The organism is Corynebacterium tuberculostearicum (genome assembly GCF_046097255.1).
Classification (GTDB): Bacteria; Actinomycetota; Actinomycetes; order Mycobacteriales; family Mycobacteriaceae; genus Corynebacterium; species Corynebacterium tuberculostearicum_J.
Genome location: NZ_CP175770.1, coordinates 107,287 through 122,594 on the forward strand (window position 1 = coordinate 107,287; position 15,308 = coordinate 122,594).

Annotated in this window: 20 protein-coding genes; 2 read left to right on the forward strand and 18 right to left on the reverse strand. The window is 59.5% G+C overall.

Features of this window, described 5'->3' with window-relative positions; genetic code table 11:
• Window positions 1-57: 57 nt before the first annotated feature.
• From truA to secY, 11 genes are all read right to left on the reverse strand, one after another.
• Complete coding sequence (gene truA / locus ACKFRY_RS00515) at window positions 58-951, reverse strand: tRNA pseudouridine(38-40) synthase TruA (protein ID WP_408922977.1); 894 nt, start codon at window positions 949-951, stop codon at window positions 58-60.
• A gap of 142 nt (window positions 952-1,093) precedes the next feature.
• Window positions 1,094-1,591, reverse strand: a complete 498-nt coding sequence (gene rplQ, locus ACKFRY_RS00520) for a 50S ribosomal protein L17 (protein WP_005322759.1) — start codon at window positions 1,589-1,591, stop codon at window positions 1,094-1,096.
• A gap of 72 nt (window positions 1,592-1,663) precedes the next feature.
• A complete protein-coding gene (locus ACKFRY_RS00525) occupies window positions 1,664-2,674 on the reverse strand; it encodes a DNA-directed RNA polymerase subunit alpha (RefSeq protein ID WP_005322760.1) in 1,011 nt (336 codons plus the stop codon).
• 114 nt (window positions 2,675-2,788) lie between these two features.
• Entirely contained in the window at window positions 2,789-3,394 is a 606-nt protein-coding gene (rpsD, locus tag ACKFRY_RS00530) for a 30S ribosomal protein S4 (protein ID WP_005322762.1), read from the reverse strand.
• 21 nt (window positions 3,395-3,415) lie between these two features.
• On the reverse strand, window positions 3,416-3,820 hold the full coding sequence (gene rpsK, locus ACKFRY_RS00535) for a 30S ribosomal protein S11 (protein ID WP_005322764.1): 405 nt from the start codon (window positions 3,818-3,820) through the stop codon (window positions 3,416-3,418).
• Between the two features lie 3 nt (window positions 3,821-3,823).
• Window positions 3,824-4,192 carry a 30S ribosomal protein S13 gene (gene rpsM / locus ACKFRY_RS00540; RefSeq protein ID WP_005322765.1) on the reverse strand — a complete coding sequence of 123 codons (369 nt, stop codon included), beginning with the start codon at window positions 4,190-4,192 and terminating at the stop codon, window positions 3,824-3,826.
• A gap of 183 nt (window positions 4,193-4,375) precedes the next feature.
• Window positions 4,376-4,594, reverse strand: coding sequence for a translation initiation factor IF-1 (gene infA / locus ACKFRY_RS00545; RefSeq protein WP_004566852.1), 219 nt, complete (start codon window positions 4,592-4,594; stop codon window positions 4,376-4,378).
• Window positions 4,595-4,857: 263 nt separating this feature from the next.
• Entirely contained in the window at window positions 4,858-5,709 is an 852-nt protein-coding gene (locus ACKFRY_RS00550) for a L,D-transpeptidase (protein WP_408922978.1), read from the reverse strand.
• 65 nt (window positions 5,710-5,774) lie between these two features.
• Complete coding sequence (map, locus tag ACKFRY_RS00555) at window positions 5,775-6,569, reverse strand: type I methionyl aminopeptidase (RefSeq protein ID WP_408922979.1); 795 nt, start codon at window positions 6,567-6,569, stop codon at window positions 5,775-5,777.
• A 2-nt stretch (window positions 6,570-6,571) separates the two neighbouring features.
• On the reverse strand, window positions 6,572-7,117 hold the full coding sequence (locus ACKFRY_RS00560; RefSeq protein WP_005322769.1) for an adenylate kinase: 546 nt from the start codon (window positions 7,115-7,117) through the stop codon (window positions 6,572-6,574).
• A complete protein-coding gene (gene secY, locus ACKFRY_RS00565; RefSeq protein WP_005322770.1) occupies window positions 7,117-8,442 on the reverse strand; it encodes a preprotein translocase subunit SecY in 1,326 nt (441 codons plus the stop codon). Before secY ends, ACKFRY_RS00560 begins: the two co-directional genes overlap by 1 nt.
• Window positions 8,443-8,818: 376 nt before the next feature.
• Here secY and ACKFRY_RS00570 point away from each other — a divergent pair, with 376 nt between their 5' ends.
• Window positions 8,819-10,126: a class I SAM-dependent methyltransferase gene (locus ACKFRY_RS00570; RefSeq protein WP_204610220.1), complete on the forward strand. Its 1,308-nt coding sequence runs from the start codon at window positions 8,819-8,821 to the stop codon at window positions 10,124-10,126.
• A gap of 11 nt (window positions 10,127-10,137) precedes the next feature.
• Window positions 10,138-11,640 (forward strand): FAD-binding oxidoreductase, encoded by a 1,503-nt coding sequence (locus ACKFRY_RS00575; protein WP_408922980.1) that lies wholly within the window; start codon window positions 10,138-10,140, stop codon window positions 11,638-11,640.
• A gap of 96 nt (window positions 11,641-11,736) precedes the next feature.
• Here ACKFRY_RS00575 and ACKFRY_RS00580 read toward each other — a convergent pair whose 3' ends face one another.
• The 7 genes from ACKFRY_RS00580 to rpsH form a co-directional block, all read right to left on the reverse strand.
• Window positions 11,737-12,225, reverse strand: a complete 489-nt coding sequence (locus tag ACKFRY_RS00580; protein WP_408922981.1) for a hypothetical protein — start codon at window positions 12,223-12,225, stop codon at window positions 11,737-11,739.
• A 241-nt stretch (window positions 12,226-12,466) separates the two neighbouring features.
• Window positions 12,467-12,913: a 50S ribosomal protein L15 gene (rplO, locus tag ACKFRY_RS00585; protein ID WP_005322777.1), complete on the reverse strand. Its 447-nt coding sequence runs from the start codon at window positions 12,911-12,913 to the stop codon at window positions 12,467-12,469.
• Window positions 12,914-12,916: 3 nt separating this feature from the next.
• Complete coding sequence (gene rpmD / locus ACKFRY_RS00590) at window positions 12,917-13,102, reverse strand: 50S ribosomal protein L30 (protein ID WP_005322779.1); 186 nt, start codon at window positions 13,100-13,102, stop codon at window positions 12,917-12,919.
• A gap of 3 nt (window positions 13,103-13,105) precedes the next feature.
• The gene (gene rpsE / locus ACKFRY_RS00595; RefSeq protein WP_005322780.1) at window positions 13,106-13,729 is read right to left on the reverse strand and encodes a 30S ribosomal protein S5; all 624 of its coding nucleotides are present in this window, start codon (window positions 13,727-13,729) and stop codon (window positions 13,106-13,108) included.
• A 40-nt stretch (window positions 13,730-13,769) separates the two neighbouring features.
• On the reverse strand, window positions 13,770-14,171 hold the full coding sequence (gene rplR, locus ACKFRY_RS00600; RefSeq protein WP_005322788.1) for a 50S ribosomal protein L18: 402 nt from the start codon (window positions 14,169-14,171) through the stop codon (window positions 13,770-13,772).
• A gap of 3 nt (window positions 14,172-14,174) precedes the next feature.
• Window positions 14,175-14,711, reverse strand: a complete 537-nt coding sequence (rplF, locus tag ACKFRY_RS00605; protein WP_005322792.1) for a 50S ribosomal protein L6 — start codon at window positions 14,709-14,711, stop codon at window positions 14,175-14,177.
• 15 nt (window positions 14,712-14,726) lie between these two features.
• Window positions 14,727-15,110 carry a 30S ribosomal protein S8 gene (gene rpsH, locus ACKFRY_RS00610; protein WP_005322799.1) on the reverse strand — a complete coding sequence of 128 codons (384 nt, stop codon included), beginning with the start codon at window positions 15,108-15,110 and terminating at the stop codon, window positions 14,727-14,729.
• Window positions 15,111-15,308 lie beyond the last annotated feature (198 nt).

Consider the following 15,308-nt stretch of genomic DNA (forward strand, 5'->3'; position numbering starts at 1 on the left):
TCTGTGTACACCCAGCACACAGGCTATCCCAGGTAGGCGACCGCTGCCACTTGGGCGCTAGTCGACGCTGCGCCTTTCGCGGGTGACCTCGGCGCGGGCGGCTAGCTGGTCCGCCGCCGGGTAATCAACGGCGACGAGCGAGAGCCCCTTTGCCGGGGCCACGGGGATGCTGGAAGAGCGCTTCGTCTCCTGCAGCAGTGCCGCGGCGAAATCGGCATCGCGCCGCCCCTCCCCCACGCGCAGGCAACAGCCCACCAGCGAGCGCACCATCGACCAGCAAAAAGCATCGGCGCTTACGCGGGCCTCAAAAAGCTCCGGTTCTTCCGGCGTGGAAACGTCGCGCCAGGAAAATTCCTGCAACTCACGGATGGTCGTGGCATTCGGCTTGGCCTTACAAAAAGCCGCAAAATCATGCAGGCCCACCAGGGCGGTCGCGGCTTCTTGCATGGCATCGATATCCACCGGCTTAATCCACTCGGCCGTATCCCGCGCACGGGTTGGCAGCGCGCCGCGCGGGTTGGTGGTAATCCGATAGACGTAGTGGCGCCGCAGCGCCGAAAATCGCGCGTCAAATCCCGCGGGTGCGAACTCGCACCCGTGTACCCGAACGTCTTCTGGCAGAAGCTTTGCTAGCCGACGCACCAGCTTTCCCGGCTCCCCCGCCACCGAGCGCTGCGCCAGCATCTCAGTGGGAACGTCCACGTGCGCCACCTGGCCACGAGCGTGAACGCCGGCATCCGTGCGCCCAGCTACGGTAAGCGGCACCTCCGTGCGCGCAATCATCGCGAGCTTCTCTTCGAGGACGCCTTGCACCGTGCGCAGACCGCCCTTCTGCTTGGCCCAGCCATGAAAGTCCGTGCCGTCATAAGCCAAGTCCAAGCGCAGGCGAACAAACCCGTCCGCCGGCCCTTCGGGGGAAGTCGATGCTGCATCTGTCATAGTGGGCTTCATGCTACCGGAGGGTTTACTGCCCGCCGGCGCTGGGTCTGGGGCGTTCGAGCGGTGAGTCCCTGTTGGGTGCGGACATGAAAAAGCCGCCGCCCCTCCCACAGATGGGGAAAGGCGGCGGCGAAGCGCCAGGGCCGAAGGGGAATTACTTCTCCTCGGACTCCTCAGCTGCGGTCTCCTCGGCAGGTGCCTCGGTCTCAGCAGCCTCGTCTGCCTTAGCTTCCTCAGCCTCAGCGGCCTTGGATGCGGCAGCGCGGGTAGCGCGGTTAGCCTCGGAGGTCACGGTCTCCTCGAGAACGAGGGAGATCTGGGACATCGGGGCGTTGTCACCGGCGCGGTTGTCCAGCTTGATGGTGCGGGTGTAGCCACCCTCACGGTTCTCAAACTTCGGGGCAACCTCGTCGAACAGGTAGGAAACAACATCCTTGCGCGGGATGAGCTTCAGAACTGCGCGGCGGTCAGCAATGGTGCCGGACTTAGCCTTGGTGATGATCTTCTCGATGTACGGGCGAAGAACCTTCGCCTTGGCATCGGTGGTCTTGATAGCGCCGTGCTCGATCAGGCTGGCTGCCAAGTTGCTCAGCATGTGAGCCTGCTGCTTGGCGGAGCCGCCGAGACGGGCACCCTTCTTAGGGGTTGGCATTGTGTACTCCTCGTATGCGGTAAAAGTTGAGCGCGCGGCAATTAGGTTATTGCCGCAAGTCAGCGGGGTTCTTTACTCGGAATCCTCGGCAGCCGGATCCTTGAAGTCACCGGTTTCTGCGTCGTAGCCCTCGAGCTGGGTCGGGTCGAAGTCCTCAGGGGTGTCCTTGAGAGCCAGGCCCAGGTTAGCCAGCTTGATCTTTACCTCATTGATCGACTTCTGGCCGAAGTTGCGGATATCCAGCAGGTCGGACTCGGTGCATTCAGCGAGCTCGCCCACGGTGTGGATCTCCTGACGCTTCAGGCAGTTATAAGAGCGGACGGAGAAGTTCAGGTCCTCGATCGGCATGCCATAAGCAGCGATGTACTCGGTCTCCTGCGGGGAGGGTCCGATCTCGATGCCTTCGGCAGCGTTGTTCAGCTCGCGAGCCAAGCCGAAAAGCTCGACCAGGGTGCCGCCGGCGGAAGCCAGGGCGTCGCGTGCAGAAATCGAGTTCTTGGTTTCGACGTCGATGGTCAGCTTGTCAAAGTCGGTGCGCTGCTCAACACGAGTTGCCTCGACCTTGTAGGAGACCTTGAGAACCGGGGAGTAAATCTGGTCGACCGGGATACGGCCAATCTCACCGGAGGTAGGAGCGGCTGGGACATAGCCACGGCCGCGCTCGACGACGAGCTCAATGTCCAGCTTGGCGGTGTCATTCAGGGAAGCGATGTGCAGATCCGGGTTGTGGATCTCCACACCAGCCGGAGGCTGGATATCGCCCGCGGTGACATCGCCCGGGCCTTCCTTGCTCAGGTACATAACAACCGGCTCATCGGAGTCGGAAGAAAGCACCATGCTCTTGATGTTCAAGATGATCTCGGAAACGTCTTCCTTCACACCGTTGATGGTGGTGAACTCGTGGAGAACACCATCAATCTTGATGGAGGTTACCGCTGCACCCGGAATGGAGGACAGCAGGGTACGACGCAGCGAGTTACCGAGGGTGTAGCCAAAGCCCGGCTCGAGCGGTTCGATGACGAACTTGGAACGAGACGAGTCGATGAATTCCTCGGTGAGCTGAGGACGCTGGGAAATGAGCATTGAAATTCTCCTTTTCGGCGACCGCTATTTGACGCCGGTAGAGGGGTAAAAATCTTCGGGATTGAAGATTCCTGGTTATCCGCCAGGCCAATACAGGCCGTGCGGTATAACAGTTTACTTCGAGTAAAGCTCGACGATGAGCTGCTCCTGCAGCGGAATGTCGATCTGAGCGCGCTCGGGCAGCTGGTGCACGAGGATGCGCAGGGTATCAGGAACAACCTGCAGCCATGCCGGTACGTTGGCATCGATGAGGGCGTCCTGAGCATCTTCGAACCATTCCATCTTCTTGGAGCGGTCACGGACATCGATGATGTCGTACTGGGTGACCTTGTAGGAAGGAACGTTGATGTTCTTGCCGTTCACGGTGAAGTGACCGTGGGAGACAAGCTGGCGAGCCTGGCGGCGGGTGCGTGCCAGACCTGCACGGTAAACTACGTTGTCCAGGCGGGACTCGAGCAGGATAACCAGGTTATCGCCGGTCTTGCCCGGGAGGCGGTTAGCCTCCGCGTAGTAGCGACGGAACTGACGCTCCAGCACACCGTAGGTGTACTTTGCCTTCTGCTTCTCCTGGAGCTGCAGCAGGTACTCAGATTCCTTGATGCGGTTGCGGCCAGCCTGTCCCGGTGGGTACGGGCGGCGCTCGAATGCCATATCGCCGCCGACCAAGTCGACGCGAAGACGGCGGGATACGCGGGTAGCGGGGCCAGTGTAACGAGCCATTTTCTTACCTCTTCCTTTCCCTTAAACCTTGCGGCGCTTGGTCGGACGGCAGCCGTTGTGCGGCTGTGGGGTTGCATCCGTGATCGAGGAAACCTCGAGGCCTGCAGCCTGCAGGGAACGGATGGCGGTCTCGCGGCCGGAGCCCGGACCCTTGACGAATACGTCAACCTTCTTCATGCCGTGATCCATTGCCTTGCGTGCAGCGTTCTCGGCTGCCATCTGAGCGGCGAACGGAGTCGACTTACGGGAACCCTTGAAGCCAACGTGGCCGGAGGATGCCCAAGAGATAACAGCACCGGTCTGATCGGTGATCGAGACGATGGTGTTATTGAAGGTGGACTTGATGTATGCGTGGCCGAGGGCCACATTCTTCTTTACGACGCGACGGCCGGAACGGCGCGCGCCGGAACGAGTCTTTGGAGGCATGAATTACTTCTTCTTTCCTGCGATCGTCTTCTTCGGACCCTTACGAGTGCGCGCATTGGTCTTGGTGCGCTGGCCACGTACAGGCAGGCCACGGCGGTGGCGCAGACCCTTGTAGCTTCCGATTTCAATCTTGCGGCGGATATCAGCCTGAACCTGACGGCGGAGGTCACCCTCAACCTTCCAGGTAGCCTCAATTGCGTCACGGAGCGCCGACAGCTGGTCATCATCCAGGTTGTCAGTGCGCAGGTCAGGAGAAATGCCAGTCTTTTCTAGCAGTTCCTTGGCACGGGTTGGACCGATGCCGTAGATGTAGGTGAGAGCGACCTCCATGCGCTTATTGCGGGGAAGGTCAACACCAGCTAGACGTGCCATATGGCGTGTCCTTTCGGGTTGTTACGGCGGTTTTCTCCCCATCCGTCCCGCTCCATGCAACGCTTCGCCCGGACCGTGCCGGGAATCCTTGGGTTGCTTACCAGTGCGGGCTCAGGCCACCGTAGCCTGAGGTGGACAGGGTGAACCTACAGGTTCACCCTTGGGTGAGGAGGCTTACTGTCTTTACTTGTAGCGGTAGACGATGCGTCCGCGGGTCAGGTCATAAGGAGACAGCTCTACAACCACGCGATCCTCTGGGAGGATGCGAATGTAGTGCTGACGCATCTTGCCAGAAATGTGTGCAAGAACCTTGTGTCCATTGTCGAGCTCGACACGGAACATTGCGTTGGGCAAAGGCTCGATAATGCGGCCTTCTACCTCGATTGCGCCTTCCTTAGCCATAACCTCTACTTTTCTGGCGACGGACAAGTGCGCCGTCACCTGCATGTTTGTTGTCTACTGCGGTGGCGTATCCGCGCCAGCCTCGCTGACGCTATACACCGACTTAACAGCATACGCTGCAGCGACACGTTTTCCAAACCGCTGCGCTTTCCGACGCCCCGCTCACTCGCCCGCCACTCACCCTAAGCCAGCAAAATCCCCCGAACCAGGTCTCCTTCTCGGGAGCCGGTTCGGGGGATGAGGCTTTCGCTTAAGCGCGGGCCTTAGTAGATGAAGACCTTATCGCCAACCTGTACATTATCCCAGTAGCGCTTTGCAGCGTCTGGCGGAAGGTGAACGCAGCCATTGGAATCAACGGCCGGGTCATCCAGGTGGAAGGCGTGACCGTTATTGGTGAAGTAGATGGAGTACGGCATCGGTGCGTTATTGAACTCGCGGGAAATCTCATGCTCTACCTTGCGGGTCACATGGAAAGTACCGCGTGGGGTTTCCTGACCGCGCATGCCGGCGGACATTGCCGGGGACACGTAGGACACCTTGCCGCCATCCTGCAGCCAGGTGCGTCGGCCATTGAGGTCGACACAAACCTTCGCATCGGCCGGGCACGGGCCACGGTCGAACTGGTTAGCACGACGCTGTGCTTCCGCCTTGCGTGCCGCAGCCTCAGAACGAGCCTTCTCAGCAGCGACGCGCTCAGCGTTGGCGCGAGCAGCGGCCTCGCGGGCCTTGCGTGCTTCCTCATTCTTCTGGGCGATCAAGCCTGGGAAGAGGAATTCTACGGCGCCGTCCACAGCGGTCTGAACGCTAGGTGCCAGCTCCGGGGAGAACTTCTCTGCTTGGTCCAGGATCTGGTTACGGGTATTCCAGGCCTGCTCGCGGCTCTGGCCGTAGAAGTTATCCAGCTGCTTCTTTGCCTCAGCGGTGAGCTGGTCCAGTCCGGACTGGGAAGAGAACTGAGCGAGGTCGGAATTTGCCTTGGAGCTGAGCTGATCCAGGTTCGGAATCTCCTGGGCGGAAGCGGCAGGAGCCGAAACGGTGGTGCTCAAGGCCATCACGCCAGCGACTGCGGGCGCTGCAACCGTGGCACGGATCTTGCGGAAGCTAAATTTAGACATGGCTGTGAGTATAAACCTTTCAGGGGCGTATGCCTAGTGCAACAGGCAATATTGGGGAATAAATGTCAGTAGCGGCGGGTAAGAATACGGGGACCATCGGCGGTCGCGGCCACCGTATGCTCCCAGTGAGCGGCAAAGGAGCCATCGAGGGTAACGACCGTCCAGTCATCCTCTAGCACGGCGGAATCCTCTGTGCCCAAAGTTAGCATGGGTTCAATGGCCAGCACAGAGCCTTCTTGGATCAGCGGGCCACGGCCCGGGCGTCCCTCATTGGCCAGGTAAGGATCCTCGTGCATGGTTCGCCCGATGCCGTGACCGCCGTAGCCATCCACGATGAAGAGATCCACGCCGAACTTCTGCTCGGCCCGGCGGGTGGCTTGCTCTAGGGCATGGGAGACGTCGGTAAGCAGATTGCCCGGAACCATAGCCTGCATGCCCTCCATAAGGACATACTCGGTGGCCTTGTTGAGGGCCGCGACATCAGCATCCAGCTCGCCTACTGCAAAGGACCAGGCACTATCGCCTACCCAACCGTCCAGCGTGGCACCGCAATCGATGGACACCAAGTCGCCTTCTGCCAGGATGGTTTCCTTATCCGGAATGCCGTGCACGATGACGTCATTAACGGAAGCACAAATGGAGCCCGGGAAGCCCTCGTACCCCTTGAAGGTGGGATAGGCGCCGGAATCGCGAATGGTCTGCTCAGCCACCGCATCCAGTTCGAGGGTAGATACGCCAGACGCCGCAGCAGCGCGGACTTCCTGCAGTGCCTTGCCAACAATCTCGCCGGCGGCCTGCATGGCGTCTAGCTCGCCCGGGGTGCGGGCGGGGATGCGCTTACTGCGGCGTCGAAAAGCCATGCTTACTTACCCAGTGCTTCCATCGCACGGGCGTTGATTTCCTCCACGGTGCCTTCGGCCTTGATGGAGATGATGGCATCGCCGTAGTGCTCGATAAGCGGGAAGGTTTCCTCGCGGTAGACACCGAGGCGGGTGCGGATGGTCTCCTCGTTGTCGTCGGCGCGGCCACGGGCCATCATGCGCTCAACCACAACATCCTCAGAGACCTCGAAGTTGAGAACTCCGTCGAGCTTCTCGCCCTTCTTAGCCAGCAGCTCCTCCAAGATGTCTGCTTGCTCGGTGGTACGTGGGAAGCCGTCCAGCAGGAAGCCATTCTTGGCGTCATCCTGGTTAAGGCGGTCCTCGACCATGCGGGCAGTGACGTCGGTAGGTACCAGCTTGCCTGCATCGATGTAGGACTTTGCCTCTACACCCAACGGGGTGCCCTCGCCGATATTGGCGCGGAACAGGTCGCCGGTGGAGATGTGCGGAACGTTTAGCTTCTCGCTGAGGATAGCTGCCTGGGTGCCCTTGCCGGCACCGGGAGGTCCTAGAAGTACAAGACGCATTACTTAAGTAGTCCTTCGTAGTTGGATTGCAGTAGCTGGGACTCGATCTGCTTGACCGTAGTCAAAGCGACGGAGACCATAATCAGGATGGCCGTACCACCAAAGGCGGACGTGCCGCTGGCGGAGGAGCGGCCCACGCCGAGATCCAAGAGGATATTCGGCAGGATGGCAATAACTGCCAGGTACAGGGCGCCCACGCACAGCAGACGGTTCATCACATAACCAAGGTACTCCGCGGTCGGACGGCCCGGGCGAATACCCGGAATAAAGCCGCCGTACTTCTTCATATTATCCGCCTGCTCTGCCGGATCGTACTGAACCGAGACATAGAAGTAAGCGAAGAAGATGGTCAGGACGAAGTACAGCACGATGTACTGCCAGGAGGAAGGTGCCTGCAGGTGCGCGATGACATTGCGCTGCCACCAGTTATCTGGGGTGCCGGGAGAGCCAGAGTTCACAATCTGGGTAATGAGGACCGGCATGTAGATAAGGGAGGAAGCGAAGATGACCGGGATAACGCCGGCCTGGTTGACCTTCAGCGGCAGGTAGGTAGAGGAACCACCGTACTGGCGGCGGCCGACCATGCGCTTTGCGTACTGAACCGGAATGCGGCGCTGGCCCTGCTCGATGAAGGTAATGCCAACAACCAGGATGACCAAGCCGGCTACGACCATGGCGAAGACGAGTCCACCATTGTTCTGCAGGATGCTTACACCATCGGTTGGCAGGCGGGTTGCGATACCAGCGAAGATGAGCAGGGACATACCGTTACCGATACCCTTTTCGGTGATGAGCTCACCCATCCACATCACCAGCACAGCGCCGGAGGTCATGGTGATGACCAAGACGATGAGGGTAAAGAAGTTACGATCAGCTGCCAGGACCTGTACGCCCTGACCCAGCAGCTGCTCGCGGTCTGCCAGCGCGACAATGCCGGAGGATTGCAGCAACGCCAACGCGAGGGTCAAGTAGCGGGTGTACTGGGTCATCTTGGCCTGACCGGATTGGCCCTCCTTCTTCAATTCCTCAAAGCGGGGAATGACCACGGTCAGCAGCTGCACAATAATCGACGCCGTAATGTACGGCATGATGCCGATGGCGAAGATCGACAGCTGCAGCAGCGCACCACCCGAGAAGAGGTTGATGACGGAGTAAAGGTCACCGGACTGCTCGGTCAACTGGCGCAAGCGGCCAGCAATAGACGCATAGTCAACACCCGGGGACGGGATCTGTGCACCGACGCGGTACGCGATGATCATCACGATGGTGAAGATGATCTTCTTACGTAGGTCGGCATCCTTAAAAGCCTGGACAATGGCGGACACTACAAAATCCTCCTGGCCTACCGCTGCCGAACGCGAAATCTAGGGAGGGTTTCGCATTCATTCACGGAGGTGGAAACTCATCTACCCCTAGGAAACCGCACCCCCCTGCGCCAGAAAGCTTAGGGGAAATTCAGGTTTCCTTCAGGGACGGTTGAACACTTATGACCCCATTACCCTACCAGCCTTGCTCCGCATAGCCACATTAAGCCCCAATAGTGTGACCATGATTGCTTGTCCTTTCGCGCGTTTTGCATCCGGGGTTTACCATGAGGGGGTATTGCGCACACGCAATTCTCCTGAAATATCTCCGACCTCACAGCGCTATGCGCTCCGAGGCCGTTATTGGTGTGAACCAAATGTTTCGAAAGAAGTACTTATGAGCAAGAAATTCACGCCGATGACCGTTGCTGAGATCATCGACGTTTTTGTCCCTAGCCCCAACCCCTTCCGCTGGGAGGCCTTCGATGGGTCCGCGACCGGACCGGAAGACGCCCAGTACAAGGTGACTATTAATAGTCTCGAGGGCCTCTCCTTTATCGCTACCCACCCCGGCGACGTGGGATTTGCGCGCGCTTATGTCACGGACGGCATTACGGTGCATGGCGATCACCCGGCCCACCCCTATGGCATTTTTGACGCGCTGCATGCCATGTATGACAAATTCCAAAAGCCGGACGCCAAGACCCTGGCCCGCGTCGTTCGTTCCCTAGCGTCCATGGGCGCCTTCCAGATCCAGCCGGTCCCTGAGGTGGAGCGGGCTTCCTGGTTGCGCCGCAAGCTACACGACGGCCTATCCAAGCACTCGAAACAGCGCGATGCTGATGTCATTTCTGATCACTATGACGTTGGCAATGATTTCTACGAGCTTTTCTTGGGCGATTCGATGACCTATACCTGCGCCTACTACCCCTCCCCGGACGCCACGCTAGAGGAAGCGCAGGAGAATAAGTACCGCCTCATCTTTGACAAACTCCGCCTCAAGGAAGGCGACCGCCACTTGGATGTGGGCTGTGGCTGGGGCGGTATGGTGCGCTACGCGGCGCGCCGCGGCGTGAAGTCCATCGGCGTCACCTTGTCCAAAGAACAGGCCGAGTGGGGCCAGCGCAAGATTGAGGAGGAAGGCCTCCAAGACCTCGCGGAAGTTCGCTTCATGGATTACCGCGATATCACCGAAGAGGGCTTCGATGCTATCTCCGCCATCGGCATTATCGAGCACATTGGCGTGAAGAACTACAACGACTTCTTCAAGTTCCTCCACGGCAAATTGAAGGTCGGCGGCCTCATGCTCAACCACAACATCACCTACCCGGATAACCACAAGACGCCCAAGGGCGGCTTCATTGACCGCTATATCTTCCCGGACGGCGAGCTCACCGGATCCGGCAACGTCACCAAGGCGATGCAAGACAATGGCTTCGAAGTCATCCACACCGAGTCCCTCCGTTTTGATTACATGCGCACGCTGCATGACTGGTGCGAGAACCTAAAGGACAATTGGGATGAGGCCTGCGCCACCGTGGGCCTGCCCACCGCTCGCCTCTATGGCATTTATATGGCCGGATCTGAGTGGGGCTTTGAGCGAAATATCATCAACCTGTATCACTTCCTCGGCGTCAAGCTGGGCGAGGCCGGCTCCCGCGCCGGTGTGCCCGAGCGCCGCTGGTGGGAAGATAGCCGCTTTTAAGGAGGGGTGCCATGACTCTCATTGATAATCTGCGCGAACGCCTCGCCGCTGCCCAGCCGCGGCCGGTGGATGCCATGCCCATTGAGCCGGTGGGATGGACGGCGCACCAAGAGGGCGTCGACAAGCTGCTGGCGAGCTTCCGTGCTGTCCCGGCCGAAAAACGCGTGCGCCTCGCCAAGAAGTCCTCCAATCTCTTCCGTAGCCGCAGCGAGGAGCAGGAAGGCCTCGATGTATCCGGCCTTAGCGGCGTCATTGAGGTCGATCCAGTCGCCCGCACGGCCGATGTGCAAGGCATGTGCACCTATGAGGACCTCGTGGATGCCACCCTGCCCCATGGCCTGATGCCCTTCGTCGTACCGCAGCTTAAGACCATTACCTTGGGTGGTGCGGTTACTGGCATGGGCGTGGAATCCACCAGCTTCCGCAACGGCCTCCCCCACGAGTCCGTGCTGGAGATGGATGTCCTTACCGGCACCGGCGAGATTCTCACCTGCTCCCGCGAGGAGAATGTGGATCTCTTCCGCCTGTTCCCCAACTCCTATGGCTCGCTGGGCTACGCGGTGCGCCTCAAGATTGAGCTGGAACCCGTGCCCGCCTTTGTAGAGCTCCGCGAAGAGCGTTTCCACACCGTGGAGGAAGCAAGCCGCGTGCTTGCCGACGTCGCCTCTTCCCACACCCACCGCGGCGAGCCCGTCCACGGCCTCGACGGCGTGGTCTTTTCCGAAGATGAGGCCTACCTCGTCTTCGCCCGCTTTACCGATGAAGAGGGCCCAACCTCCGATTACACGCGGGACAAGATTTACTACCGCAGCCTTCAGCACGCCTCTGGTATCCGCCGCGATCGCCTCACCATCCGCGATTACATCTGGCGCTGGGATACCGACTGGTTCTGGTGCTCGCGCGCTTTTGGTGCGCAGAACCCGAAGGTGCGTAAGGTGTGGCCGCGCGAGCTTCGCCGCAGCTCTTTCTACTGGAAGCTGGTCCGCCTCGACCGCAAGTACGAGCTGGAATATAACTTCATCAAAAAGCCGCACGGCAAGCCGCGCGCCGAGCGCGTGGTGCAGGATATTGAGGTCACACCGGAGAACCTGCCGGAATTCCTCCACTGGTTCTTTAACGCCTCCGATATTCAACCGGTGTGGCTGTGCCCCATCCGTCTGCGCGATGGCGTGGACGAGCTCGTAGGCACCGGCGACATTGCCTCTGACTCCGGCGACCCATGGCCCCTCTACCCGCTGCGCCCCGGACAAACCTGGGTCAACGTCGGCTTCTGGTCCGGCGTGGACGGCGACCACGTCAATCCATCCGCGCCGAATAATGGCGCCTTCAACAAAGTTATCGAATCCAAGGTCAACGAGCTAGGCGGGCACAAATCCCTCTACTCCGAGGCCTTCTATTCCCGGGAGAAGTTCGAAGAGCTCTACGGTGGCAGCCTTCCTTCGACTATTAAGGCGGTTACCGACCCAGATGACCGCTTCCCTGGCCTATACGAAAAGACCGTGGACGAGGCCTAGCCCCCCCACCCCGCACGGCCTGATACGCACAGAGGGTGGAACGCCTTTCCCAGGCGTTCCACCCTCTTCTTTGCCTTTATCTAGGATTCCCGCGCTTTAGTAGGCAGCGGTGATGTTCTCGAAACCGTTAACCTTCAGCGCATCCATGACGCGCTGCACAGCGGCCTCATCCTTGTCCGGGTTATAGGTCTCCGGGAAGGTCAAGTGGGCGGAGTGATCGTCCTTGAACTCAATATTCATGAACTCGTGGCCGGCCTCCTGGGTAGCAAGTGCCAGCTCGCGCTGCACGGCTAGCTTGCCGCTCTGCAGGTTGCCGCCGTTGAACCCTGGATCGACCTCTTCGGTGCCCTCTGCGTCACCGTTGATGACATCTTCCTTGTCACCGGTAATACGACCCTTCTCAGCGTGCGCACCCGGCTGCTGGTCCTGAGCGGTCTGCTCGCCAGCCTCGGCCGGTGCGGTTTGAGCGTTTTCCGCAGGATCCGGCTGGGACAGCTGGTCTTGGGCATCGACCGGTCCGGTGGAGCCCGCAAACGGCATAATCGCAGCAATTGTGGTAGCGAGCAGGGAAGAAATAGACGACATAAGAGTCTCCTTAACGTTTGATGATTTTCAACTAAGGGAGACTCTAACATTCGTGAATATAAATCTCTATACACGCAGCCTTATTTATTAATAAAGGTTTCCTGTCAACTATTTATGGCGGCAATTGCTGACATTTGCCCGCCCCCACTATTCGCTCCGACCCCAGTGTGCCCGCCAAGAAGCGCAAAAATCCCCCTGCCCCGCGTGTGCGGAGAGGGGGATGAAATCTACCTAGAGGAGATTACTTGGTGTTGGCGGAACCGCCAGCAGCCTCGATCTTCTCTACAGCAGACTTGGAGAATTTGTCAGCGGTGACGTTCAACTTAACGTTGATGTCGCCGTTGCCCAGAACCTTGACCGGCTTGTTAGCGCGGACCAGGCCAGCAGCTGCGATGTCAGCAACGGTGATGTCGCCGCCATCTGCGAACTTCTCAGCCAGGTCAGCAACGTTAACTACCTGGTACTCAACATGGTTCGGGTTCTTGAAGCCCTTCAACTTAGGCAGACGCATGTGGATCGGCATCTGGCCACCCTCGAAAGCAGCGGAAACCTGCTTACGAGCACCGGTGCCCTTGGTACCGCGACCAGCGGTCTTACCCTTGGATGCCTCACCGCGGCCGACGCGGGTCTTAGGCTTGTTTGCTCCTGCGGTTGGGCGCAGGTCGTGCAGCTTGATGATATCAGCCATGGTTTACTCCCCTGCCACTTCTTCGACGGTGACCAGGTGGCGAACCTTGTGAACCATACCGCGAACGACCGGGGTGTCCTGCTTGACTACGGACTGACCGATGCGCTTGAGGCCGAGAGCCTCAATGTTCTTGCGGTGGTTCGGCTTGGTGCCCACCAGGCCCTTTACCTGTGTAATCTTCAGAGCCATTGCTTATGCCTCCTGACCTGCGCGCTTGCGCAGCATACGGGCCGGGGTGACCTCTTCGATGGACTTGCCACGACGTGCGGCAACCTCTTCAGGGCGGACCAGCTGCTTGAGGCCGTCCACGGTAGCGCGGACGACGTTGAGTGCGTTGTCGGAGCCCAGGGACTTCGACAGGATGTCCTGCACGCCAGCGCATTCGAGCACTGGACGAGCAGCACCACCAGCGATAACACCGGTACCAGGTGCGGCAGGCTTCATCATGACGATGCCAGCTGCGTCGCGACCCTCAACCGGGTGGGTGATGGTGCCGGCAATCATCGGAACGCGGAAGAAGTTCTTGCGAGCCTCTTCAGCGCCCTTCTGGATTGCGGCTGGGACTTCCTTGGCCTTGCCGTAGCCAACGCCAACCTGACCCTGGCCATCACCGACGACGACGAGGGCGGTGAAGGACATGTTGCGGCCACCCTTAACGGTCTTGGAGACGCGGTTGATGGTCACAACGCGCTCGATGTACTTATCGCGCTCGTTGTCCTGCTGGTTACGACGATCGTTGCGGCGGCCGTTGCCACCGCGGTTGTTCTTGTTGTTCTCGGCGGAGCGTCCGCCGTCACGCTGTTCACGGTCCGACATTAGGCGTTCCTTCCGTTGATGTTTCCGTTGACGATGATCATTAGAACTTCAGACCACCTTCACGTGCGGCGTCAGCCAGCGCAGCGACGCGGCCGTGGTACTTGTAGCCTGCGCGGTCAAATACGACGTGCTCGATGCCAGCGGCCTTAGCGCGCTCGGCAACCAGCTCGCCTACCTTGGCAGCCTTGGCCTTCTTATCGCCCTCGAGTGCACGAACGTCCGCCTCCATGGAGGATGCGGAGACCAGGGTGTGGCCTGCCAGGTCATCGATGACCTGGACGTGCATGTGACGGGAGGAGCGGTGAAGAACCAGACGCGGTGCCTCAGGGGTGCCACGCAGGGTCTTACGGATACGGAAGTGACGGCGTGCGCGTGCTTCGCGACGACGGGAGGAGATGTCCTTGCCGACTGGAGTGCGCTTGGTGTTTTCAGTGTTTGCCATTGCTTACTTACCCGTCTTTCCGACCTTGCGACGGATCTGCTCGCCCTCGTAGCGAATACCCTTGCCCTTGTAAGGATCGTCCTTACGCAGACGACGGATATTAGCGGCGATCTGTCCGACTAGTTGCTTGTCAATACCGGTAATGGACAGCTTGGTTGCGCCGTCCACTGCGAAGGTAATTCCCTCCGGAGCCTCGATGAGGATCGGGTGGGAGTAGCCCAGGCTGAATTCCAGGTCCTTACCCTTCTGCTGGACACGGTAGCCGACACCGAAGATTTCCATCTTGATGGTGTAGCCCTCGGTCACGCCAACAACGGCGTTGTTCAGCAGGGAGCGGGACAGACCGTGCAGAGCACGGTGCTTGCGGTGGTCATCAGGGCGGGAGACGGACAGTACGCCGTCTTCCAGGTTGATGGCGATAGGCTCTGGAACGTTAACGCTCTGGGTGCCCTTAGGGCCCTTAACCTCAACGTCTTGGCCGTTGATCTTGATTTCGACGCCGTTCGGTACGGCGATTGGTGCTAGACCGACTCGAGACATGTGTCAAACCTCCCTTTACCAGACGTAGGCGAGAACTTCTCCGCCTACGCCCTTCTCCTCAGCCTGACGGTCAGTCAGCACGCCGTGGGACGTGGAAATGATAGCCACGCCCAGGCCGCCCAAGACCTGTGGCAGTTCGGTGGACTTTGCGTACACACGCAGACCCGGCTTAGACACGCGACGCAGGCCAGACAGGGAGCGCTCGCGGTTGTTGTACTTCAGCTCGAGGGACAGGGTGTGGCCCTCGACGGTGTAGTCAGCGATGTAGCCTTCCTGCTTCAAGATGTCGGCAATGTTTGCCTTCAGCTTGGAGGTAGGCATCGACACGGTGTCATGGTGCGCATTACTTGCGTTGCGCACGCGCGACAGCATGTCGGCAATAGGATCAGTCATAGTCATATGAGTGACCGTGTACCTTTCTCGTTGCGGTTCCCGTGCTCACCAAAGCGTTCTCCGTGTGATTTCGGGCTACTCACGCTCCCTACGGTCAATACCGTAAGGCGCTCGCCACCCTTTGATTCAGACAACGGTCCGCTATCTACGGCGAGGGGCCTACAACAAAGTTGATGTTCAGTTCTTGCATCGGCTCGGCGCTTT